The organism is Diplocloster modestus (assembly GCF_019042245.1).
Lineage (GTDB): Bacteria > Bacillota > Clostridia > Lachnospirales > Lachnospiraceae > Diplocloster > Diplocloster modestus.
In genome coordinates this window covers 105,608-123,372 of the sequence record NZ_JAHQCX010000016.1, presented here as the reverse complement: position 1 = coordinate 123,372, position 17,765 = coordinate 105,608, and the positions used below count along the sequence as shown (strand labels likewise).

Genomic DNA, 17,765 nt, shown 5'->3' with positions numbered 1-17,765 from the left:
TGACTGCTACTAATAGGTCGAGGGCTTGACCAGAATGGTCTGGTGGTTTGAGATAAGAGGCTTGTAAGAGAGCCGAACGGATGGCAATGATTTTTACAGTGTGTAGTTTTGAAGGTACATGTCAATTGCATATGATCCTCGATAGCTCAATGGTAGAGCATTCGGCTGTTAACCGAAGGGTTGTTGGTTCGAGCCCAACTCGGGGAGTTTATAAAAACCGTAAATATTATTATTTACGGTTTTTGTTTTATAGGAAATGGTATGAATATACAATGCTTTAGCTATATTCCTTGTTCTTATATAGAGTAATTCTTCCTTGGAGAGCGCGAAAACCAGATATTGTCCGGAAGGCTAAACAGGCGTAGGAAGAATGTGAATGGGTAAGTTTTAGATTCTAACAGTGGAACGCGTACAAGGCATCCACAGGGCAAATAACGGCTTATTTAGGGAAACATGTATGGTATTACAGTGAAACTACGTATTAACCGCTGGTTTTGCATCTGACACCGCCACACAGGTTTTGCCTTAGAAAGCAACGTGCAGCATGGCTGTATGGGGTATTTACAGATCAGGGAAGCGAATGTGGAAAGTGTCCGTATGCATTAGATATTAAGCAATAAAAAAGAAGGCTGTCTCTTTCGTGAGCAGCCTTCCTTTTTATTTGGTTATATTCATTCATATGCTGTTATCCACATATAAAGAGGAACTCTTCTATGCAGGTTTTCGACATGAATCCTATTCGTATATAATCTGTCTGCCATTCTGCGCTATGCCGATAAATGTCTTTCCAGTGTTGAGGACAATTTCATTTCCGTTATCATCGTAATATTTGGTAGGTTCGTTATCGGATGATTTTTTCCAGGTGATGTGAATTCCTTTTCCTTTTGTAAAGTAATATCCATCACTGGTGGAGTCCTTTACATTGAATCTCAGATACTTATTATCCTGGCGGTAATCCCAATAGGTACTCTGAACGATTACATTATCAAAGGTGAGCTGTTTGTTGGTAAGCTTATCGATCTGAGGCTGTCCATACAGGGATTTGTAGTAAACGCCTTCGTCTTCATTATATTCCAGTGATGTCTTGGTGGTGGTGAAAATCTTGGAAAAATCAATCTTCTTTGCGTCGAAGACACCGGGCGCATCTTCCAGGGTATTGGGTTCGGAGACAGTGGCAAAGGTAAAGTGATCAGGATGATAATATTTTTCCCTGTGGGCTGTCTCATAACCCAGGGCGGATATGGCAGCTGTAAGTTTTTCACCGTTAGTGTAGCCGTTATGAATCGTGGGATTCTTCGGATCCGAACGGTAGAAGGCCTCGCTTCCCAGAGCCGGTGAACTGTTACCAGGCACCCCGACTGAGGCTGCACTTAAATTATCCACATCGGAACGGTCAACCATTTCTCTGAGATAAAAAGGTCCGCCCCAGTGAATATAGAAGGCATCCCATTCCTGTGCCCAATAAACATAATAATCACGGCCGCTTCGGATATTTCCGATCTGTTTGAGATCCTGCCATTGTTCGATCACACCCATCTGGCGGGACATTTCTCCCTCTTCCATACATTCATACAGGACTCCGGCGGAACCAATACCATACTGAGGCTGGGAACCTTTGTCTGTAGGGAACATAACGGCTATAGGCCGGGCAGAAGCTGTTTCCGGGGATATCCAATCGTTAGTCATGGCACTGCGTACCATGCCTTCTTCCGGAGGTTCATCGGATTTGGCCTGCTCAGTATCTTGCGTTTCATTCTCTTCAGGGGCTGGAGCCGTGCTTTCCACAGGCGCCGGTGTTTCTTTGCTTTCAGCATCTTTTTCTTTGTCCTTACCGCATCCGGTCAGCGCCAGTGTGACGGTCAGAGACACCAGTAGAAGAATACTATATTTCTTCATCTTTTTACCCTCTCTTTTTAAAGTTTACGTTTTCTATTAGTCCGGCCGAAAAAGCTATCTTTCGGAAAATGGACAGAAAACATATATATCATTTATCTTAACACACTGGTACTGGTGAATACAATGACAAATTGTGATGAAAAAATTTAAAAACCCCCTTGCCAAATCAAAAAAGATATGCTATTATAGTCAAGCGTCAGGTTACAAGCCAGATGGAAAACTGATAAAAACAATGCTAATCTCTCCTTGAGTCGGGTTCAGATCCAACTCGGGAAATTATACCTGGCTCCATGGTCAAGCGGTTAAGACACCGCCCTTTCACGGCGGTAACAGGGGTTCAAATCCCCTTGGAGTCATTTTGAGATTACGCCGATGTGGCTCAATTGGCAGAGCAGCTGATTTGTAATCAGCAGGTTATCGGTTCGAGTCCGATCATCGGCTTTTGTTTGCGGACCTTTAGCTCAGTTGGTTAGAGCAACCGGCTCATAACCGGTCGGTCCTGGGTTCGAGTCCCCGAAGGTCCATTTTTAAACAAAAAGATTTTGGCCCAATGGCTCAGTTGGTTAGAGCGCCGCCCTGTCACGGCGGAGGTCGCGGGTTCGAGTCCCGCTTGGGTCGTTTCGTTTTCTAATATTCGTGTGTGGGATCTTAGCTCAGCTGGGAGAGCATCTGCCTTACAAGCAGAGGGTCACAGGTTCGAGCCCTGTAGGTCCCATTCGGAGTTTGTAACTCTGAATGCCGGCGTGGCGGAACTGGCAGACGCACAGGACTTAAAATCCTGCGGGACTAATCTCCCGTACCGGTTCGATTCCGGTCGCCGGCAGTAACGAAAAGCTTCAAGTGTTGATACTACAGCATTTGGAGCTTTTCATTTTTATTCGATTAAGAAAGTACATACATGCAATAAACAGTGCGGTTACAGGAGCGCGTTACCAGAGGACTGCATCGAATTGATATTATGATACATATTTGCTATAATTATATCAGTTTGTAATTACACAGGATAATACTGTATATCCCGAACACAGGGGGCTGTGAAATCGGAGGACTTTTATGAACAATCCAGATAATATTATGGAAGGGTTTCAACTGGACTCAAAACTGTTTTATGAGGCAATCATCAACAGCACCGACGACTACATTTACATTATTAATATGAAGAACGATGTAGCGCTGGTCACACCAAACATGCAGCGGGATTTCGAACTGCCTGGGAGGGTTGTGAACGGCTTGGTAGACGTATGGGCAAGTCTGATCCATGACAGAGACAAAGAGCGTTATTATAATTCCATTGATCTCATGCTGCAGGGAGTGACCAACGAGCACAATGTAGAATACCAGGTACAAAACCGGAAGGGTGAGTATATCTGGATTCTGTGCCGGGGAATCCTGCAGCGGGATGAGAATGGGGATCCTTTGATGTTCGCAGGCGTAGTCAGCGAGCTGGGAAAACAGGGCAAGATTGATTATATCAGTGGATTGTTTACACACAGGGAATGTGAGAAGAAGATCGGCAGATTATTTGAAAAAGGTCTGGCTGATTCCTGCGGTATCATGCTGTTGGGACTGGACGATTTCATACGGATTAACGATCTGAACAGCCATGCGTTCGGGGACGCGGTTCTGCGGCAGTTTGCCCAGGGTGTCCAGCAGCAGCTGCCGCAGGAGGCCAGCATATACCGGTTTGACGGAGATGAATTTGCGATCGTATATCCAGATGCCACCTCAGTAAAACTGGAATCCCTTTATGATAAAATATATGCGTACTGCAACCATCCGCAACGGTTGGATGAGGTTACGTATTTTTGTACGGTGTCGGCGGGAGCCGCATTATTAGGGAGAGACAGCGATAATTACCCAGGGATTATCCGATGTGCATCCGGTGCGTTGGAGGCATCCAAAAAACGGGGAAAGAATGTTCTGACGCTGTATTCGCCGGAATTGATGCAGGGGAAGATCCGAGCACTGGAAATGACCAATCAGCTGCAGCTCAGTGTGATAGAAGGAATGAAAAACTTTTGTTTAGTATTTCAGCCCTTTGTTTACAGCGACAGTCTGAAGATCGCGGGAGCGGAAGCCTTACTGCGCTGGTCCTGTGAACCTTTTGGCGAGGTGTCTCCTATGGAATTCATTCCGCTGCTGGAATCCAGCGGATTGATATTACCGGTGGGTAAGTGGGTATTGGATCAGGCCGCTATGACTTGCAGGGACTGGAGCGAGGTACAGGACGATTTTGTTATGAATATCAATGTTTCCTATTTACAGATGCTGGATGAGGAGTTTATTCCCACGGTGGAACAGACCCTGTGCAAGTATAAGGTTGATCCGAAACATATTGTTTTAGAGCTGACGGAAAGCTATTTCGTCACGAATATGGGTGCGCTCAGAGAGACATTCCGCAGACTCAGGGATTTCAATATAAAAATCGCCATGGATGATTTTGGCACCGGCTATTCCTCACTGGGAATGCTGGCTCAGTCACCGGCAGATATTGTGAAAATAGACCGGTTGTTTATTACGGATATTGCAGAGATGAAGAATGCGTTTAACCGAAATTTTATCGGTTCCGTTATCAAACTCTGCCACAGCGTGGGAATCGCTGTGTGTGTAGAAGGCGTGGAGCGGACCGAGGAACTGGATGCAGTGTGCGATATGGAGGCGGATTGTATCCAGGGATTCTACATTTCCAGACCGATATCGGAAGAAATATTCCGGGATAAATATCTGACGGTACATTGAAAGGTCTGTACCCAGACAACAGCGTGATCCCAAATAAGTAAGGAAAAAAGGAAAAGCAATCATGGTGATAGATCTTTGGAAGGCGGTAACAGAAAATGCGGATGTCCGGCAGAATCTCAGCAAACTCCGTATGGAAATAAAGCAGCGCCAGGGAAAAGAAGAGTTGCGGCGGTGCATCAAAGGGGACGAAGAAAGACTGGTGGAGCTTCTTCGGCATGAGGATGCCAAAACGAGAAAAAATGCGGCATTGCTGATGGGGGAACTGGGTGATGACTTTTACCTAGAATCCCTGTATGAGGCCTATGAGGCGGAGCCGCAGCGTTTCGTGAAAAGTTCGTATCTGTCTGCCATGAAAAATATGGATTGTAAAAGGTACAGGGATCAGCTTAATAAGCGTCTGGATCTTTTACTTACAGAAGAAACGAACCCGGAAAATCAAAAACATCTGACGGAGGAAATCCGCAGTCTGTCGGATCTGCTGGTTGGACTCCAAGGCGTGAAACAGCATTCGTTCAGGGGGATGGATGAAACCTACGATATTATCCTGCTGACGAACCGGGATCATCAGGACATAACACTGCGGGAATTGGAGAAATACGAGCCGCGGGCACAGGCTAAGCCATTTGGGGCCGGAGTTACGGCCAGGGTGTCTAATTTGAGCTGGATCAATAAAATCCGTACTTACCAGGAGCTGCTGTTTGTGGTGAAGGGATTACGGACCTGCCCGGCCGGGGTGGAGGAAGCCGCCCGGACGATAGTCCAATCGGGTATTTTTGATTTACTGAATAAGGCTCACAGAGGCGAGCCTCCTTATTATTTCCGGATCGAAGTTAAGAGTAAAATGCAGCCGGGCGCCAGGGGAATATTGGCAAAAGGGTTGTCGGCACGCATAGAACAGATGTCCGGACGCAGGCTGATCAATTCCGTATCCAGTTATGAAGTGGAGATCAGATTGATCGAAAACAGGGCGGGAGACTTTAACGTTCTGGTGAAATTATTTACCGTCAGGGATGACCGTTTCTCTTACCGGAAAGAAGTCACAGCGGCCAGTATAAAACCGGTGAATGCGGCGCTTACCGCCGCACTGGCTATGGATTATCTGAAGGAAGACGCAGCTGTGCTGGATCCTTTCTGCGGCGTGGGAACGATGTTGATCGAGAGGCACCGGGCGCTTAAGGCCAACACTTCTTATGGGATCGATTTCCTGGGGGAGGCGGTACAGAAAGCCCGACTGAACACAGAGGCAGCCGGGCAGATTATTCATTATGTGCACAGAGATTTTTTCGACTTTCGGCATGAATACCTCTTTGATGAGATCTTTACCGATATGCCGTTTCGTACGGGACAATGGCCGGAGGAAGAGATCCGCGAGCTGTACCGGAAGTTTTTCCCCGCGGCCGCGAGGGTGCTCAAGGCAGATGGGACAGCGGTGCTGTACACCCATAACCGGGATGACGTAAGAAATTATTCCGCGGCGGGAGGTTTTCGGCTGAAGGAAGAGTTCGTTATATCGAAAAAAGAGGGAACGTACGTGATGATCCTTCGGAGGGACAGTTAAAGGGGAGATAGCTCCCCTGACCGGCCGCATTTGTGTAATATTTGGTCTCAATCATGCCTGTTGCCCGGTGGGCGAATTTCGATGCGAGAGGGATACCGAATATATGTATGGAGATGGCCACGGTTTTCCAATCGATTGATTTTGACACTTTGCTTGACTATAGCGGAAGTTCGGCTATGGAAGGCGGATCGGTGAGCCCATAGGGAATCAGATCATAGTCTAGTGGGTGGGGCGGTGTGTGGGCGGGGGTATGCCGCCACATATTCGGCCATGCGGTTCGCCTGGGAATATCGGGAGCGAAGTGAGGTCCCAGGAGATTTTTTAAGCTGGCGCAAAGCCTGACGCACAGAAGATTGCTGCCCGGGTGAAGGGCGGAAGTTATGTCAAATTGATTCTGGCCGTTGACATAAGCCAATTCGTACGGAATGTTGTTGACAAACAGACGCATCGCGCTGCATTCACAGTGGGGAAGCCGTATCAGAACCCGGTGGACAGCGTCCCATCTGTATTCAAATTCATAGCGCACCGTACCCGGATAAAAGGGATATCCCTGTGTGGACAGCGCCCCCAGGGTAAGATCTGGCTGATGGTCCATATGCCAGTGAGTCTCGCCCGGGTATACCCCAAAAGATCCCTTTAAAAAAAGACTCTCGATTTCCAGCCGGTTGTGGAACTGATCGTTTTGAAGACATATGAAGTTGGACCCCAAAACCAGGTGATCCCGGATCATTGCCGCGGTCAGATCATGATCAAGACCCGGGGATGCCTCGTGGCCCGGGGATGCTTCCCAACGCACAGAATGCCCGTTGACCTGCAGTTCATAAGCCTCCCCCTGCTCTGCGAGCAGTTCAGCACGCAGAGGAATAGATCTGACGTCGAACCGGTATTCCAGGCAAAAGCCGCTCTGTGCGTCGTAGTGATTCCGGGAATTCGTCCGGGAGTTGAATTGAATCTCGTTATCCCAGGGATTCTTGGAGTATCCCCGCTTCCGGTACAGGATTTTTGTGGCGGCGGCACAGGACAGATCCGGGTGGTTGTGTCCATCCAGCCGCATAGTTGTGTAGTCCAGCAGAAAATAATTGTCGGTTTCCGGGACAATGCGGCTCGGACGCAGCGGGTGAAAATCGTTGTCCTGGACGTTCCCCTGGTGTCGGACGGGATAATCCAAGGAGGTTTTAATACTCTGGCATGCGGGATCCTTACTTACCATAAAAAGCAGGGATTCCTGGTTGTTTAAGCGCAGCGTAAATGTAATATGGGAACCATCTCTCACGCAGGCGGGTACTGTCTTTCGCAAGGTCCACGGATCCCAGATTTCGACGTGGGATCCGGCAACCGTCAGCTTCGTCCGGAATACATCCAGACTGTGATTGACAATGAAATACAGGGTTTGTGTAGGGTTTAACTCTTTTTCCATATGTTCGACACCGGCTGCCCAGGGAATATCCGCGGTTATGCGGGGGGGCAGATAGGAGGGGAGGAGAGATAAGAGTTCATCGTAGGAGGCCATTGTCTGGCATCCGCTGGAGGCTTTTAGAAACTCCCAGGCATCCGGACAGAGCGCCCCGTCCACACGCATCCCGGGGGTACCGGTAGTGAGCAGGACTCCTCCCTGGGCCAGATAGTCTGACAGAAGGCTGCATGTTGAGGAGCAAAGCGTTTCCGCCTCCGCGGGAAGGATAACCAGATCGTATGCCCGCTGGCCCACACAGAGCTTACCATCCTGACAGCTGCCGTGACGTCTTAAGAGAATCTCATCCCCCAGATCAAAGTCCCACTGTTCAAAACGAAGTTTCTGTAAAAAGTCCAAATAGCCGCGCATATCAGGAGAGGAAGGCAGGATCCCATACTGTAGGTTGACGGGCTCGCGGTCCTGCAGGCGAAGATATCCGGTCATCGTGGGATGGATTACCAGAATCCGGCAGCGGTTGACGCCCTGTTGAAAGAGGCTCGAGAGCCTGCCAAAGTAGTCATTCAGTTCGGTAAAGTCATCCCACCATGGCTCCCTCCAGTCAAAGGAGAGCGGGTGATCCCTTTTTCGGCAGCCCAGCAGGGAAACCGCGGTATAATGAGGAGTTAGAAAATTAATCCCATTGACCAGCAGCCAGTCCCCGATCCGCTTAAAATCTTCCAGCGTCGAGTCCCAGCCGCCGGCTCCAAAGGATTCACAGAGGACTTTTTCCTTTCCGAATTGATTGGCAGCACTTTTGACTTCCCACAGAATCAAGGAGAGCGTGTCGGTCGGATCTGTCAGGAAACGGAAATTCATGAGGAGATCCACCGCCGGCCAATCCATAAATTCATAATTGGCCATAGTTGAGGGATCCACCACCTGTGATCCGGCCCGGGGCCAGTCATCCTCAATAAAATGCCCGGTCCAGGCGATCCCATGGTTATGGCACCAGGTGGAGACCGGGATTAAAAAATGATCGGTCCACAGCTTTTGCGAGGTGAGGTAGTAGTCATAGCGGATCTTTTTGCAGTCGTGGGGAAACCAGGGTGCCTCCACATCGCAGAAGAGGGCAGGCAGGCAAGCGGTCAGATCGTAACCGTTCTCCCTCTGGAACTCATAGGCGAACCAGTAGCTGAACGGCAGTGACTGTCCGGCGCCGGTACCGTAGAGGTTACTGCCGGTGATTGACGGTTCGTCGGAGAAGATCGCCGGAATATCACTTCCAAAATACTCCCCGAAATGTTCAAAGTAGGGCTGATAGATTTTCTGAAGAAACGTCTGCGCTGCCTCCGGACGAAGCAGATCTACATTGGCAAATCCCCCCAGCCACTTTTCCGGTTTGGCCTCCACGAAACTGAGCACACAAAACAGATCACCATATGTAGTCCAAAGAGTCCTGGGACACTCGGTGATATCTCGTGTCAGGGTCAGAGTCTCCCCGGTCTCATAACAGGAGAATACCTTCACAGTGGAATCTTCCGCAAACCATTTGGTCAGCCCGGCGTCGTCGGCTGCGAGCTCCTGCCCGGTTTTTAGTTCAAACCGGACAGAGGTTGCCAGGCAGTCCGGCAATTCTGCGCTGACATGTCCGCCGCCGAAACCGGAGGGGTAGGAATTCTCATCATACAGATACACTTTAAGTCCCCGCTTCCTGGCCTCCCTGAGGGCGAAATCACATTTTTGATACCACTCCGGGGAAAGATAGGGGACATACAGTCCGGGTCTGGGATGGATAAATACCCCACCGAAGCCGTGGGACTTTAACTCGTCCAGAGATTCTGTTATTTCCGATTCTTCCATAGAACTGTTCCAGATCCAGAACGGGGCAGTCCGGGCATCGGAAGGGGGAACACAAAACCGATTCCATAATTCGTAAGAGTCTGCATTTTCTTTCATATTAATCCTCCTATTTACGGTATAGGTTTATAGTATAGCGAGAAGGAAGTCCCCTTCCTTTTATGCCGATACCGCTTCTGAGTTTCCTACCCTTAAACGTTAAGCAGATACCGGAAAAAAGTACATAAAGAATCCGACACACCGGGATGGAAAATACAAAACAAAACGGGTAAAATAAAAAAATAACCTCGATTATGCATGACAGCGCGCTGGATAATCCATGTATAGGTAAATGTAGAAATGATATATTGAAATCGTAACAGATAAAGAGGCTATCGGCCTCGGGTAGCGGAGAAGGAGGTAGTATGTTGAGAAGAAAAGGTTTGTGTATTGTAATGGCATTTGTGATGGCAAGTCTTGTGGCGGCCGCCGGTTGTGGAAGTAAAGCACAGGATAACACGACTGGGGGAAAAGACAACGTGGAGCCGGCCGCGGAGACATCCGGGTCTGTACAGCCTGACGCCGGGGAGGAAGATACGGATTCCGGAAAGTCCGAAGGGGCAGATCTGACCATGCTGATCAATGCCGATAATGCCCTGGGAGGAATCCAAGCCGTGTGTGATCTGGCGGAAAAAAAGATGGGAATTCATGTGGAGATCGAGACCAGAGTCGGCGGCAGCGACGGGGATAATATTGTGAAGACAAGACTGGCGTCCGGAGAGATGGCCGACATCTGTGTGTATAATTCAGGGGCTACCTTTGCCGCGCTGAACCCGGAAGAATATTTTATTGATCTGACAGATGAGGCATGGATGGGAAATCTGGATGACAATTATCTGCAATCGGTCACAGTAAAAGATAAGGTATACGGAATTCCGTCCGCCTCCATGAACTGCGGGGTAATCCTGTATAACAAAGATATCTATGATAAATATAAGCTTTCCGTCCCGAAGACGTGGGATGAATTCATGGCGAACTGCGAGACGATCAAAAAAGGCGGGGAAACAGCGCTGATCGGTTCTCTGGCGACCCCGTGGACGGGACAGGTAATACAGCTGGGGGATTTCTATAATGTTAACGCACAGGATCCGGCATTTGCCCAGGAATTCCAGAAAGGCTCGGCGAAGTACGCTGACACACCGGCAGCCCTTCGAAGCTTTGAAAAGCTGGAGGAAACCATCCCTTACTATAATGAAGATTTCCTGGCCACGACTTATGATGACGCCTGCGATAAGCTGGCTAACGCAGAGGGCGCCCATTGGCCGATCTTAAGCTACGCGATCCAGAACATCTATGAACTGTACGGCGAGGAAGCCGCCAACAAGATCGGAGCTTTCGCGGTACCTGGAGATTCCGCGGATAACAACGGTATCACGGTGTGGATTCCGGAATCCTTCTATGGAAATAAAAATTCTGAAAACATCGAGGCGATTAAGCAGTTCTTTGAATTCTACATTACACCGGAAGCGCTGGATGCCTATTGCTCCGCCTTATTGCCGGACGGGCCTTTCTGTGAAAAGGGTTATGAACTGCCCGATAACGTGTATGATATGGTAAAACAGGAACAAAGCTATATAGAAGCGGGAAAGTGGGGAACGGCCATGGAATTCCAGACATCTGTTAAGGGTGCGGATCTTCCGGCCATCTGCCAGGAATTGATATCAGGGCAGACGACAGCAAAGAAAGCCGCCCAAAAATATGATGATGATTGTCTGAAGGCTGCGGTACAGATGGGATTGGACTGGAAATAACTTCCGCTGTCAGGATTTGGGTTTCTGGTAAGTATGATTCCGGAGATGTGCGGGAAGCATCATCTCCGGAATTTTATTATTGAAAAACCATTTACATATAAGGAGTAATGGGAATGAAAAAAAAGAAAATATATCCGCTTGGATTTGTCATACCGGCCCTCACTGTCTTTACCTTGTTTTTTCTTCTGCCGATGGTTCTGTCGTTTTTCTTCAGCCTTACTGTCTGGAACTTTAAGGAATTTATCTTTGTGGGCCTGGATAATTTCAAAATGTTTTTGCAGGAGGATTCCCTGAACAGAGGAATTATCAACAGTCTGCTGTACGCGGTTCTGTCCTGCGCGGGGAAAGTGATCATCGCATTTTTGATCGCGGCTTTTCTCACCGGGGGGAGACGGACTCAGAATCTGCTCCGGTCACTCATCTTTTTCCCGAATCTGATCAGTACCATAGCCATAGGCATTACGTTCTGTGCGCTGATGCATCCGACGAAGGGGCTTTTTAATCTGGTGCTGCAGGCGGTCGGCCTTTCCGGTGTAAACTGGCTTGGCAATGTCCACATCGCGCTGTTCTCGGTGATCGGGGTAGAGATCTGGAGAGGTGTGGGCGTCGCCACGGTCATTTATATCGCCGGAATCCAGGCTATCGACAAAAATTATTATGAGGCGGCGAAAATGGACGGGGCGACCAAACTGCAATGTCTGCGGCATATTACCATGCCTCTTGTCAGACCATCCCGCAATTCCATCATTTTGCTCTCCTTTTTAAGCGGTATGCGCTGCTTTGATCTGATCTGGGCGATGACAGGAGGCGGCCCCGGCTTTGCCACGGATGTGATGGCCTCCGTCGTGTATAAGCAGTATGCTGCAGGCTACTATGGATTGTCCACCGCGGGTAACGTGATTATGTTTGTGATGATTGCGCTCATTGTATTTCCGCTGCAGAGATTTCTTCTCAAGAGAGAGGAGGAGATGGCATGAAAAAGAAAAAATTGACGCTGGGGGATCTGATTGGGCTGGCGGTAGTGTTCTGCGTGTTTGTGATCCCTTTCCTATTCATGTTTGTGAACTCTTTAAAAGAAAGACGGGAGGCAAATCTGCTGCGGATCACCTGGCCGGATAACATTCGGATGGATAATTATGTGGAAGTGCTCAAAACCAGCAATGGAATTGTGCTGACCGCATTTAAAAACAGTGTGATTCTGACCTTCTTTTCCGTGGTTTTGCTGGTCATCCTGTGCTCCATGGCGGGCTATGTACTGCAGAGAAGAAAAGACAGGGCGGTGGGAGTCATCAATGTCCTGATTATGACCGGGCTTATGGTACCGCCTGCGATTATGCCCACGATCTGGGTGCTGCAGGGATTACATATCTATAAGACTCTGCTGGGGATGATTCTGGTGGAGACCGCTCTGCTGACGCCCTTTACGATCACCCTGTACAGAAGTTATATGAGCGCGATACCCAAAGAGCTGGAAGAGGTGGGATATATCGATGGATGTAATCGCATACAGATGTTTTTCCGGATTATATTTCCGCTGTTAAAGCCGGTGAACGCCACGGTGATTATTTTGAATGCGGTCAGTGTATTCAACGATTTTACCAATCCGCTCTACTTCCTGCCCGGAAATGCCAACGCCACCATCCAGCTGACATTGTATAATTTTATGGGAAAGTATTCCAGTTCCTATAATTTACTGTTTGCGGATGTTATAATTATTACGATTCCCATGGTGATTTTGTTTATTATATTTAACAGGCAAATCGTAGATGGAATGGTAGCTGGGGCAATCAAGGGATAAAAGGTCTGCCGTTTCGTCTGATCGGAGGGAGACGAAAATGCGATTTCAATCGAAACTGATCTGTTTTTATGTAGTGCTTGTACTGCTGACAACGTTTGTGATGGGAGGCTGGTACTACAGATACAGCAGCGGGCAGACGCTTAAGACCGAGTATCGGAACATGGAAGTGCTCGGGGCGCAGTATTTGAACCAGATGGATGAAAATCTGAAAACGATGGAAATGGTCTGCAGTTATATTCTCTCCGATCCCAGTGTTTTGGAAGCACTTCGGACCATGACGATGGATAAGGGCGATAAGTGGCAGACCTATCGGAAGGAAGCATATGATACCATCCGGGAAAAGTTGAATACAGATTATATAATCAATAATTTTTACCGTGTCATTGTGTTTAATGCCAACAATGATATTATTTCCAGCGCCAGTTATGGGGAACGGCAGATCAACACCGGGGTGGCCACGGCACAACTTCCCTGGATTGATCAAATAAAAGGGACTAAGGGAAGGTTTGTTCTGTTCGGAAGCCATCCAGACGTCTGGGGCCTTAAGACCCGGCCGCAGGTGATGTCCGTGGTAAAAGAGATACAGGGAAAAAACATGGGTTACATAGAGGTACAGCAGCTGATTACGGACTGGGATGAGATCTTCCGGACGCCCAATGATCAGATCCATATCGTCGCGCTGAAAGAAAACGGCGAAATTCTCTATACGGATACCGGGGAACAAAAGAGCGCGTATTATCAGGAGCTGTCTAAGGGTATCCGGGCGGGAAGCGGGGAATATCAAAATCCACAAAATGGGGAAAAGGAGATCATCAGCATGCATGTCTCCGATGCGACCGGTGTCCGGATGATGATTGTGGAGAGTCAGGATGTAATCGCTGAGCAGAACAGCTACACGATCCGGACGACGTTTGCGATTGCGCTGGGATTTTTCCTGTTGTCCATGGGGTATGTGGTCATCATCACAAGATATCTGATGAAGCCGGTACGAAAATTAAAAACCATGATGGAAAATACCCGAATTGAATCCATGGAGGAGCAGGTCTCCATCTCCAAGAGCAATGATGAACTGGAGGCGTTTGAAAATGCTTATCAGAATATGATGAAGCGTTTAAAACAGGCGGTTTTGGAAGAACAACGGATGGCGGGCCTGCAGATCCAGGCTCAGTTTGATCTGTTCCAGGCCCAGGTGAACCCCCATTTCCTGTACAATGTCCTGAACGTGATCTCCAACCGGGGGCTGCAAAACGATGACGATCAGATCTGCGAGATGTGCAGCAGCCTGGCGGCGATTCTGAGGTATTCAACCAATACGAAGAACCGGTACGCACTGGTACGGGACGAGATTCAGTGTCTGGAAAAGTATTTCTTCCTGTTAAAATGCAGATACGAATATCTGCTGGAATATAAAATTGAGGTGGAGGAAGGGATCAGGAGTCAGACGATGCCGAAGGTCATCCTTCAGCCGCTGGTGGAAAATGCGATTGTACACGGTTATGCTCATTCCTCGGAGGTGATGTACATTGAGATACGGGGATGGGAGGAGCATGGTAAGTGGTTTATGCAGGTAGCCGACAACGGAGAAGGATTTTCCGGGGAGGAACTGAAAAAACTGGAAAAGGAGATGGAAGAGACCCGGGTGATCCTACAGAACAGAAGCAGCAACATAGGTATGCAGCTGGGAGGAATGGGGCTGGTCAGTATCTATATGAGACTTTTTTATTTCTATAGAGAGGATATGATTTTCCATATCCACTCCGGTGAGACAGGGACCACCATACTGATCGGAGGTCCGGTATATATGAAAGAAAAGGTGGGTGAAGCGTATGTATCGGGTACTGGTCGTGGATGACGAACCTTCCGCCCTCGAATATATCTGTACGATTATTCAGAAGAAATGTCCGGGATTTCAAAACGTGGAGACCGCTGCCAACGGTCTGGAGGGGCTGGAAAAAATGGAGGAGGGACGTCCGGATCTGGTTATCGCGGATATGAAAATGCCTGTGATGTCGGGACTTGAGATGGTGCAGCAGGCTAAAAAAAGATATCCGGATATGCTTTTCATTATTGTTAGCGGATACCAGGATTTTGAATATCTGAAGGGCGCTATGAAGGAGGGGGTATGTGATTATGTCTTAAAACCCGTGGCCCCTAAAGAACTGCAAAATGCGATGGACCAGATGAGGATAAAGATTGAAAAAAATGATTATGATAAAAAATTAAAGCTGATCCGCAGGATGCAAAAGGGGGAGCAGCCAGATGAAAATGAGATCCGAAGATATTTCGACGAAGATATTTATTACAGTGGAGTAGTCCGGAAAAATGGCCTGCCAAAACGTTTCGCCATGACGGAAGGATGGGAAAACTTTTCCTATGAGGGAAATGGGATCTTCTTGTACGGCCGGGATGAGATGGAGATGCTCTGCTTTATGAATAGCAATGATTACGACATCGCGTCCTTTGAAAAACGGCTTCTGCATATGATAGGGGAAAAGGCGGCCGGAGAGTATGTTACGGCCATCCTCTCCAGGGAACCGTGCAGCCCCCGGGAATTTCCGAAAAAGATGAAGCAGCTCTACCGTGCGCTGTACTCCCGCCTGATCATCGGTTATGACCAGAAACTGGTCCTGGAACAGATTCAGTGGGAAAAGGAGCCGGACGGTAACACCTGCGTGGAGGAGCGGCTGCAGAATATCTTCCACTGGGCGAAAGAAAAAGACCTGATACATCTGAAAGAAGAGATCAATCAGAGCCTGATCGAGTGGGAGCGGCAGAAAAAGACTCAGATCTGGGTGGAACAGATGGTCCACAGAATGATATATGGGTTGAAGAAATTCTGGCATCTGGAAGAAAGGGAAGAGAGCCTGGAATTCATACTGGAAGATATTTTCTTCTATGCGGCTTCGATGGATGATATTCGGGATGGGGTGGAAGCTATTCTCTCGCAGAAACTGTCCAGCCAGGACAGTACCGGGTACAAGGTGGACACAGCGGAATTTTTTGAACGAATCAAGAAGTATGTACAGGGACATCTGACGGAACCGCTGACACTGCAAAGTGTCTGTGAGGAATTCGGGATATCCCAGACCTCCCTGAGTAAAATTTTTCGAAAGTACTCCGGAGATTCCTTTATTAATTACCTGACCGCGGCGAGGATTCAGAAAGCAAAAGACCTGATGGGGCGGCCGCAGAGGCTGTATATAAAAGATATCGCTGTATTGACCGGATTTAAAGATCCGTTTTATTTCAGCCGGATTTTCCGGTCCATTACGGGGGTGAGCCCCACAGATTATATGGAGAGGAGAGAATCGAAGGGATATGAAGCTTAATTATAGCAAGCTGCCGTTAAAGCAGCAGACAATTCTAAAGGAGGTATCCAAGGCCAGAGAATTATTCTGGCAGAATCCACAGTATGAGCCCTATGTGAAGGCGCAAAAAACATGTGCCTATGATAGAAAGGATATACTGGAAGCACAGAAGCTCTGGGAGCGTTTTGCCCCGCTTATCCGATATTATTTCCCGGAGACGGCAGACAGATGCGGGAGAATAGAATCGCCGCTGACCCTCACAGAGTGTCTGAAGAAGCGTCTGGAAAAAGAAGCGGGGATAAAGATAAAGGGGGAGCTGCTGATCAAGAGGGACTCTGATCTGCCGATCGCAGGTTCCGTAAAGGCCAGAGGCGGAATCTTCGAAATCTGTAAATATACGGAAGAGCTGGCTGAGAGGTATGGAATTCTGAAGCCAGGCGATTCTTATCTGAAGCTCGCGGAGAATAAGAGCAGGGAAGTATTTCATGACCACACAATCCAGGTGGGGTCCACCGGAAATCTGGGAATCAGTATCGGTATCATCAGCGCGGTGTTCGGATACCGGACCGTGGTACATATGTCGGCGGATGCGAAGGAGTGGAAAAAGGAGCTGCTGCGCGGCCACGGCGTGGTAGTGGTGGAATACGAAGGGGATTATGCTGAGGCTGTAAGGAAAGGACGGGAACAGTCAAAGCGGGATTCCCGCAGCTATTTTGTGGATGATGAAAACAGCCGGTCTCTGTTTATGGGGTATGCCACCGCAGCGCTTGAGATCCAGGAACAGCTTCATGAAGCGAAGATTCAGGTCGATAGGGAGCATCCGCTCTTTGTGTATCTTCCCTGTGGAATCGGCGGGGCCCCGGGCGGGATCACCTTCGGTTTGAAACAGATCTTCGGGGATCAGGTGCATTGCTTTTTTGTGGAACCCACGCAGGCACCCTGCATGCTGGCGGGGCTTTTGACCGGTCTGCACAGCCAGATCAGCGTGCAGGATCTGGGACTTACGGGAAAGACACAGGCGGATGGTCTGGCTGTCGGGCGGGCCTCCGGTTTTGTGGGGAAGACTATGGAGCATTTTATCAGCGGGGTACTCACTGTGGATGATGAGAAGCTCTGCCCGGCCATCCGAATGTGTTATGAGACGGAAGGAATCTTTATGGAACCCTCCGCAGGCAGTGCGATATGGGGACCTGTGCGGTTGTTCGCAGAGGAGGAGGGTAGAGAATATATGAAAAAAATGGGGTGCTCCATGGAAGGCAGTACCCATATGATCTGGGCTACCGGGGGCAGATTCGTCCCGGATGAGATCAGAAAGCAATTATTGGAATAAAATATATCAAAATACCAAAATCAAAATGGACATGTCCCCGAAAGCCCCGAAAGCGGGCCGTAAAACAGCAAAGAAGAGCCTTCAAAAAAGCCCCAC

Annotated in this window: 10 protein-coding genes and 7 tRNA genes; 15 read left to right on the top strand and 2 right to left on the bottom strand. The window is 48.6% G+C overall.

All coding sequences use genetic code 11. From position 1 onward, the window contains the following. Positions 1–135: 135 nt before the first annotated feature. Positions 136–207: transfer RNA gene (locus tag KTH90_RS19355), tRNA-Asn, on the top strand. Between the two features lie 528 nt (positions 208–735). Here KTH90_RS19355 and KTH90_RS19350 read toward each other — a convergent pair. Continuing rightward, positions 736–1,896 carry a DUF3048 domain-containing protein gene (locus KTH90_RS19350; protein ID WP_158353308.1) on the bottom strand — a complete coding sequence of 387 codons (1,161 nt, stop codon included), beginning with the start codon at positions 1,894–1,896 and terminating at the stop codon, positions 736–738. Positions 1,897–2,180: 284 nt separating this feature from the next. Here KTH90_RS19350 and KTH90_RS19345 point away from each other — a divergent pair. From KTH90_RS19345 to KTH90_RS19310, 8 genes are all read left to right on the top strand, one after another. After that, positions 2,181–2,252 (top strand) — tRNA-Glu (locus tag KTH90_RS19345). A gap of 12 nt (positions 2,253–2,264) precedes the next feature. Continuing rightward, a tRNA-Thr gene (locus KTH90_RS19340) sits at positions 2,265–2,337 on the top strand. 9 nt (positions 2,338–2,346) lie between these two features. Beyond that, positions 2,347–2,420: transfer RNA gene (locus tag KTH90_RS19335), tRNA-Ile, on the top strand. A gap of 20 nt (positions 2,421–2,440) precedes the next feature. After that, positions 2,441–2,514: transfer RNA gene (locus tag KTH90_RS19330), tRNA-Asp, on the top strand. Positions 2,515–2,538: 24 nt separating this feature from the next. Next, a tRNA-Val gene (locus KTH90_RS19325) sits at positions 2,539–2,611 on the top strand. Positions 2,612–2,633: 22 nt separating this feature from the next. Next, positions 2,634–2,719, top strand: a tRNA-Leu gene (locus KTH90_RS19320). 230 nt (positions 2,720–2,949) lie between these two features. Then, on the top strand, positions 2,950–4,635 hold the full coding sequence (locus KTH90_RS19315; protein ID WP_158353306.1) for a bifunctional diguanylate cyclase/phosphodiesterase: 1,686 nt from the start codon (positions 2,950–2,952) through the stop codon (positions 4,633–4,635). 61 nt (positions 4,636–4,696) lie between these two features. Next, positions 4,697–6,193 (top strand): TRM11 family SAM-dependent methyltransferase, encoded by a 1,497-nt coding sequence (locus KTH90_RS19310; RefSeq protein ID WP_158353304.1) that lies wholly within the window; start codon positions 4,697–4,699, stop codon positions 6,191–6,193. 157 nt (positions 6,194–6,350) lie between these two features. Here the strand turns inward: KTH90_RS19310 and KTH90_RS19305 are convergent, their stop codons facing one another. Beyond that, on the bottom strand, positions 6,351–9,542 hold the full coding sequence (locus tag KTH90_RS19305; RefSeq protein WP_158353302.1) for a glycosyl hydrolase: 3,192 nt from the start codon (positions 9,540–9,542) through the stop codon (positions 6,351–6,353). 305 nt (positions 9,543–9,847) lie between these two features. Between KTH90_RS19305 and KTH90_RS19300 the strand changes: the two genes are divergently transcribed. The 6 genes from KTH90_RS19300 (at position 9,848) to KTH90_RS19275 (ending at position 17,669) form a co-directional block, all read left to right on the top strand. Continuing rightward, on the top strand, positions 9,848–11,233 hold the full coding sequence (locus KTH90_RS19300; protein WP_238727279.1) for an ABC transporter substrate-binding protein: 1,386 nt from the start codon (positions 9,848–9,850) through the stop codon (positions 11,231–11,233). A 113-nt stretch (positions 11,234–11,346) separates the two neighbouring features. Beyond that, on the top strand, positions 11,347–12,210 hold the full coding sequence (locus KTH90_RS19295) for a carbohydrate ABC transporter permease (protein WP_158353300.1): 864 nt from the start codon (positions 11,347–11,349) through the stop codon (positions 12,208–12,210). Next, the gene (locus tag KTH90_RS19290) at positions 12,207–13,031 is read left to right on the top strand and encodes a carbohydrate ABC transporter permease (RefSeq protein ID WP_158353298.1); all 825 of its coding nucleotides are present in this window, start codon (positions 12,207–12,209) and stop codon (positions 13,029–13,031) included. The genes KTH90_RS19295 and KTH90_RS19290 overlap by 4 nt, the downstream gene beginning before the upstream one ends. Positions 13,032–13,068: 37 nt before the next feature. After that, positions 13,069–14,883, top strand: a complete 1,815-nt coding sequence (locus tag KTH90_RS19285; protein WP_158353296.1) for a sensor histidine kinase — start codon at positions 13,069–13,071, stop codon at positions 14,881–14,883. Further along, entirely contained in the window at positions 14,858–16,360 is a 1,503-nt protein-coding gene (locus KTH90_RS19280; protein WP_158353294.1) for a response regulator, read from the top strand. The genes KTH90_RS19285 and KTH90_RS19280 overlap by 26 nt, the downstream gene beginning before the upstream one ends. Next, positions 16,350–17,669, top strand: a complete 1,320-nt coding sequence (locus KTH90_RS19275) for a D-serine ammonia-lyase (protein ID WP_158353292.1) — start codon at positions 16,350–16,352, stop codon at positions 17,667–17,669. Before KTH90_RS19280 ends, KTH90_RS19275 begins: the two co-directional genes overlap by 11 nt. The last annotated feature ends 96 nt before the right edge of the window (positions 17,670–17,765 follow it).

What these genes read in the sequence shown, in the direction of transcription:
- KTH90_RS19350 (WP_158353308.1), bottom strand. Translation starts at nt 1,896, where the DNA reads ATGAAGAAATATAGTATTCTTCTACTGGTGTCTCTGACCGTCACACTG.
- KTH90_RS19315 (WP_158353306.1), top strand. Translation starts at nt 2,950, where the DNA reads ATGAACAATCCAGATAATATTATGGAAGGGTTTCAACTGGACTCAAAA.
- KTH90_RS19310 (WP_158353304.1), top strand. Translation starts at nt 4,697, where the DNA reads ATGGTGATAGATCTTTGGAAGGCGGTAACAGAAAATGCGGATGTCCGG.
- KTH90_RS19305 (WP_158353302.1), bottom strand. Translation starts at nt 9,542, where the DNA reads ATGAAAGAAAATGCAGACTCTTACGAATTATGGAATCGGTTTTGTGTT.
- KTH90_RS19300 (WP_238727279.1), top strand. Translation starts at nt 9,848, where the DNA reads ATGTTGAGAAGAAAAGGTTTGTGTATTGTAATGGCATTTGTGATGGCA.
- KTH90_RS19295 (WP_158353300.1), top strand. Translation starts at nt 11,347, where the DNA reads ATGAAAAAAAAGAAAATATATCCGCTTGGATTTGTCATACCGGCCCTC.
- KTH90_RS19290 (WP_158353298.1), top strand. Translation starts at nt 12,207, where the DNA reads ATGAAAAAGAAAAAATTGACGCTGGGGGATCTGATTGGGCTGGCGGTA.
- KTH90_RS19285 (WP_158353296.1), top strand. Translation starts at nt 13,069, where the DNA reads ATGCGATTTCAATCGAAACTGATCTGTTTTTATGTAGTGCTTGTACTG.
- KTH90_RS19280 (WP_158353294.1), top strand. Translation starts at nt 14,858, where the DNA reads ATGTATCGGGTACTGGTCGTGGATGACGAACCTTCCGCCCTCGAATAT.
- KTH90_RS19275 (WP_158353292.1), top strand. Translation starts at nt 16,350, where the DNA reads ATGAAGCTTAATTATAGCAAGCTGCCGTTAAAGCAGCAGACAATTCTA.